This window comes from Methanospirillum sp., assembly GCF_035406105.1.
GTDB lineage: Archaea > Halobacteriota > Methanomicrobia > Methanomicrobiales > Methanospirillaceae > Methanospirillum.
This window is the reverse complement of sequence record NZ_DAONKG010000178.1, coordinates 1-5,186: the sequence shown is the minus strand read 5'-3', so window position 1 is coordinate 5,186 and position 5,186 is coordinate 1. Positions and strand designations below refer to the sequence as shown.

Annotated in this window: 4 protein-coding genes; 2 read left to right on the top strand and 2 right to left on the bottom strand. The window is 46.0% G+C overall.

Annotation, left to right across the window (positions count from 1 at the left end):
- A partial coding sequence (locus PLA23_RS10275) for a DNA-directed DNA polymerase (protein WP_324475121.1) occupies positions 1–2,176 on the bottom strand: 2,176 nt, incomplete at its 3' end.
- Positions 2,166–3,038 (bottom strand): malate dehydrogenase, encoded by an 873-nt coding sequence (locus PLA23_RS10270; protein WP_324328987.1) that lies wholly within the window; start codon positions 3,036–3,038, stop codon positions 2,166–2,168. The genes PLA23_RS10270 and PLA23_RS10275, both read right to left, overlap by 11 nt.
- A 56-nt stretch (positions 3,039–3,094) precedes the next feature.
- Between PLA23_RS10270 and PLA23_RS10265 the strand changes: the two genes are divergently transcribed.
- The gene (locus tag PLA23_RS10265; RefSeq protein WP_324475120.1) at positions 3,095–3,985 is read left to right on the top strand and encodes a dihydroorotate dehydrogenase; all 891 of its coding nucleotides are present in this window, start codon (positions 3,095–3,097) and stop codon (positions 3,983–3,985) included.
- Positions 3,975–4,736 carry a dihydroorotate dehydrogenase electron transfer subunit gene (locus PLA23_RS10260; protein WP_324332058.1) on the top strand — a complete coding sequence of 254 codons (762 nt, stop codon included), beginning with the start codon at positions 3,975–3,977 and terminating at the stop codon, positions 4,734–4,736. The genes PLA23_RS10265 and PLA23_RS10260 overlap by 11 nt, the downstream gene beginning before the upstream one ends.
- The last annotated feature ends 450 nt before the right edge of the window (positions 4,737–5,186 follow it).

Sequence of the window (5,186 nt, the reverse complement as noted above, 5' to 3'; positions counted from 1 at the left end):
CTCCTCTTACATGGGCATCATCGGTACCATAGTCTTTCAGTTCCTTGCCAATACCTCCTGGAATGCCGATCTCATCCAGAGAGTACCCTCCGGATCGGTATGTTTTAATGATATCTCCAAGGTATTGTTTTATCTCTGTAAGATCAGCACCCCTCAATATCTTGTTCATCACCTCTTTCATGACTTTGCGTGTCAGGATGGGTGAGTCTGATCGCTTTGCCTCAAACCCGACCATATCAATCTCATCGACTGATTTTCCTTCTTTCCAGATGAGATTCCCTGCATACCGCTTCTTTTTCCCTCCCTGGAAGAACCGGCGGTAGACCTTTTCAAATTTTATTGAGAAGTAATGTTTTTCAGCATGGAGGACATTCCGGGCAAAAGTATTGTAACTCTCATTGAGGACCGCTTCTATCTCTCTTGCTTTGGTAATGGTCTCCTCAAGAGACGTGGCCGGTATCTGAATCATGCATGAGTCTGTATCTCCATAGATGACACTATATCCCATCTGTTCAATGGTATTTCTCGTATGTTCTATGATAGCCCTGCCAACTGATGTGACCGCAGACCCAATCTCACGGTCATATAATCTAAACCGCGAATACCCACTTACCCCATAATAGGTATTCATAATGACCTTGATGACATTCTGTTGCATGTCATAGAGCTTATATTCGTGGGAACCGAAGGGGTACTCATTTCGTTTGTTCTTTTTCAGATCCCGTTCCTGCAAAAGCTCACTGATGATACTCCGCGTAAGACCGTCCGGTTTTGATCGAAACCTGATTCCATTCGGTGCGATAAGATCCCCGTCAGGATCCTTTGTCTCCGGAGATGCATTGATTGTCATCATCGCCATTGGGTAGAGGGATTTCAGATCAAGGACAACAACATTCTCGCGAATGCCAAAACTGGGTTCAAAAACGGTAGCTCCTTCAAATTCATCCCCTGGACTGTATCCCTTTGAAGGCAGGACAAATCTTCCATGCGCCTTGCGGAGGATATAGATATCAATGACATTGGATGAGTTTAATGTCCGGTCAAGGGGACATCCTACATATCGTGCAATCTCCTGATAAAATTCAATAATGTTGTTTTTCTGGTTAATTTTTACACAGAGTTCCACATCTTTAAAGTTATATTCAACCAGTTCATGTGGCGATTCTTTCCACATCCGTGCTGTCATTCCTGGCTGGTAATGGAATGCCTTTACATCACCAACCTCCCGTTCACCCACTGCATCAAGGCGATAGGAGTCAAGCTTGGATGATTGCATCTTTTTATATCCGGATAACAGATCAAAATCAACTCTTCCCCTGACACCGGTACGCTCGCTCATTCCCGGTAACCGGGCAAGACTGTCAGGAGGAAGACTGAGCGATCGCATCCTGCCGAAAATGTATGGTAAATCAAAGTCAGTAAAGTTCCATCCTGATAAGATATCCGGGTTATTCTGCCTGATATATGCAGAAAATTCCATCAGAAGCGTTTTTTCATCTTCAAATATCCTGATGGAATGAGTCTCCTTACAAAAACATCCGTTTGGAAGGATATTTTTGCACAGGTCTTTCTCATGGATTGATTTGAGGTCATTCTGAAGAAGAAATGTGGTATAGTAATCATCAAAGGAGTCCCATGCGGTAATACAGATGATGCGATCACGGTCAGCATTTGGCAGACCTCCTTTATCATCCTCACACTCAATATCCAGAAGGCAGTACCTTGAGGGAGCATGAACATCTGCTGGCTGGATATCAGTATAAGGGACAATGGTATAGCCGGAGGGGACCGAAACCCCGCCGGTTATTCCTGCATCAATAAGATACCTGGTAGCAAAAGGGATGTCCGCTTCAAAATGCGTATAATTTCCTCTGATATCCCTGACATCAGTTGGTCGCCGGGTATATAATCTGCACAACTCCTCACCATGTATGGATCGGTATCTGGTTGGATCTACCCTGATGACCTGGTCCGGATGGTTTTTGGATGCCTGTGAGGCGAGCACATAAAAATAGGGAAAAAATCCGGTAACCATGATCTCTTTCAGATCCCCGGTTTCAGTACGGCCATATATGTGAATAATAGGCCCGTCCGCAGCAGTTGAGTACTCCACCTGATTGATGCCAAGACGGATTCTCTCCTCAGGAGAGACATACTGTATGGTTTCAGGATTCATGCGTGATCCTCCGACAGAGATCTGATACAAATGATGCGGCCTGGTGAAAATGATCCCATTCCCAGCAGTCAAGATCCCATTCATGAATGGAAAGGATGCCTTCTCTTCCGATTGTTACGGGAACACCAAGTGAGCACCCGAAAACCCCGTATTCCCCATCAAGAACTGCTGAACATATCAGTTCTTTTTGTGCATCAGATAGTACTGATGCAATCAGGTTCCAAATATGATAGACCGGTGCATATTCTGTGGCACCTTTTCCTTTGATGATCTCCATGCTGGCATTTCGCAGTTTTGAGAGAATCTCTTCCCGTGTATTGAAGTCAACATCATGGCCGGTCTTACTAAAGAGAGGGACCTGATGTTCACCATGTTCGCCGAGGATGAATCCGTCACCTCGGATGGATCTGTTTGCCAGTTCATATTGAAATCGTGCACTGTCGAGTTGACCACCAAACCCGATGATCCGCTTTCTTGCTATCCCCGTAATTTTCCAGAGATAATAGGTCAGGATATCGGCAGGGTTTGTAACAACAACAATAATTCCTTTATAGTGCGGAATCAGCGCGGCAAGTTCTGATGCAACCGGGACATTACAGTCAAGGAGCGCTGCTCTTGTTTTTATGTTCTGGTTTCGTGGCAGGCCTGCAGTATAGAGGATAATGTCACATGCTCTTATGTCGCGTGGATTGACTGAAACCGTTACGGGACATCGCATGTGTTCGATATCAAGTCGCTGCGCTTCAAGGAGTGCCTCATTGCAATCATACAATACCAGATGATGTACAAGACCACTGGATACGGCACGGGCCGCAACTCCACCTCCAATGCGCCCGGTACCGAATACTGCAAGGCTGGTCATCCCATACTCGTAGGAACGAAGAATAGATAATTACCATCATCACCATCTCTCTCATCATGATTCAGCTGAGTCAGGAACCTGTTCAGATAGCAGGTGTGCCTGTCAGAAATCACCTGATTCTTGCAGCGGGTGTCCTTGGAACCTGTGCCTCTTCGTTATTGCGTATGCTCCGACAGGGTGCGGGAGCGGTTGTGACCAAATCAATTGGTCCTGAGCCACGGTATGGGCATGCAGGGCCGTGCGTTGTTGTGCTGGAAGACGGGGTTATGAATGCGATGGGTCTACCCAATCCCTCCAAAGAGTTTGTCAATGAATTGGCTTTACTCGATGGTGAACCGGTCATCGTAAGCATATTTGGTGGAAACCCAGACGAGTTTCATGAGGTTGCCGGGTGGTTTGCAGATAAAGCACAGGCATTTGAACTGAATGTAAGTTGCCCGCATGCAGCTGGTTTCGGGGCCCAGATCGGAACCAATCCTGATCTGGTTCATGCATGTACTGAAGCAGTAAAAGAATGGAAAAGACCGGTCTGGGTGAAACTGACTCCGAATGTCACTGACATTACCGCTATTGGAAGAGCTGCAGAATCGGGAGGGGCTGATGCGATCGTGGCTATCAATACCGTTCGTGCCATGCGAATATCCACCGGCCTGAAAAGACCGGTTCTTGGGAATACCTATGGGGGGCTATCAGGACGGGCAATATTTCCAATAGCTGTCCGGTGCGTCTATGAACTCTATGAGGCATGTTCTATTCCGATTATCGGGTGCGGTGGGGTTTCATGTGCGGAGGATGTCATTGAGATGATGATGGCCGGGGCGCAGGGTGTAGAGATTGGGAGTGCAGTTGCTCATGAACCAGATATATTCCGACGTATCAGTGACGAATTATATGCTTCAGATGGGATTTTTGCAGATGAGATTGTGGGGTGTGCCCATGTCAGATAGTCTTCCGGTCCCGGTAACCATCACCCAGGTGGTACAGGAAAGTCCGACCGTGACGACCATATTTTTTGATACGGTTTTTTCATCCTGCCCAGGGCAGTTTGTGATGGTCTGGGTTCCGGGCATCGATGAGATACCTATGGCTTTGTCATATCCGAATGCCATCACCGTTCAGCGCGTAGGGGAGGCAACAACAGCTCTGGCAACGAAAAAGAAAGGGGATAAAATTGGAATCAGAGGTCCATTTGGAAATGGATTCTCTGTTGTAGGGAGAACTCTGGCGATCGCAGGAGGTGTTGGCATTGCCCCTCTTGTCAGGATTGGTCTTGAATTTCCGGATGTCACGTTTCTTCTTGGTGCGAGAACGAGTGAGGAACTGATATTTCATGATGTCCTTTCTTCGGCGTGTGATGTCCGTGTTGCGACCGATGACGGTTCTGCAGGGTTTCATGGTTATGTAGCCGGGTTGCTTGATATGATAAATCTTGATGAGTATGAGACGATTGTTGTCTGCGGACCTGATCCGATGATGCGTTCGATCTTATCGGTTCTTGAAAGTCGAAAGGCCTTGGAAAAATCCCAATTTAGTATGCACCGGTATATGAAATGCGGGGTAGGGTTGTGCGGATCCTGTTGTATCGATCCGGATGGTGTATGCGTCTGTAAAGATGGTCCGGTTTTCCCAGGTCAGAGGGTTATAAAGAGTGAACTAGGTAAATATCACCGGAATGCAGCCGGTTTAAAGGAGATATGAAGATTATTTCTCTTTTCTTTCCGTATGGTTCTTCATAGGCCTGAAAAGAAGGTTTTCATCAGACTAAAAATGTATAAATACAACTCCGATGCTTTATATCTCCAAAATCTGTCGGTTAATGAGTAATTACGAATAAGAAACCTTATACGTTCACTAATACAAAAGGAGTATGTAATACCACAAAGAGAGGTATGGTGTAATCTACACCAAGCTGATATGTTAGTATTCATGTCTGCTACTCCTCGCATCAACACACCGCCATACCTTCTTTGTTGGTCTTTTTTGGAGATGTTCGTTCGAATCATACATCTTACTCCGTTGATGAATTTTTAGGTATCAGGTATAACCTCCAGATACATTTCGGTAACTATAAATACTCATAACTACAACTTTGTTATCCCACACGCTTCCTGAACCATCAGGAGCCGGCGGCCGGGGAATGTGTTCCTG

Excerpts from the sequence above, each read along its gene's own strand:
- PLA23_RS10270 (WP_324328987.1), bottom strand. The coding sequence starts at position 3,038 with ATGACCAGCCTTGCAGTATTCGGTACCGGGCGCATTGGAGGTGGAGTT.
- PLA23_RS10265 (WP_324475120.1), top strand. The coding sequence starts at position 3,095 with ATGATTCAGCTGAGTCAGGAACCTGTTCAGATAGCAGGTGTGCCTGTC.
- PLA23_RS10260 (WP_324332058.1), top strand. The coding sequence starts at position 3,975 with ATGTCAGATAGTCTTCCGGTCCCGGTAACCATCACCCAGGTGGTACAG.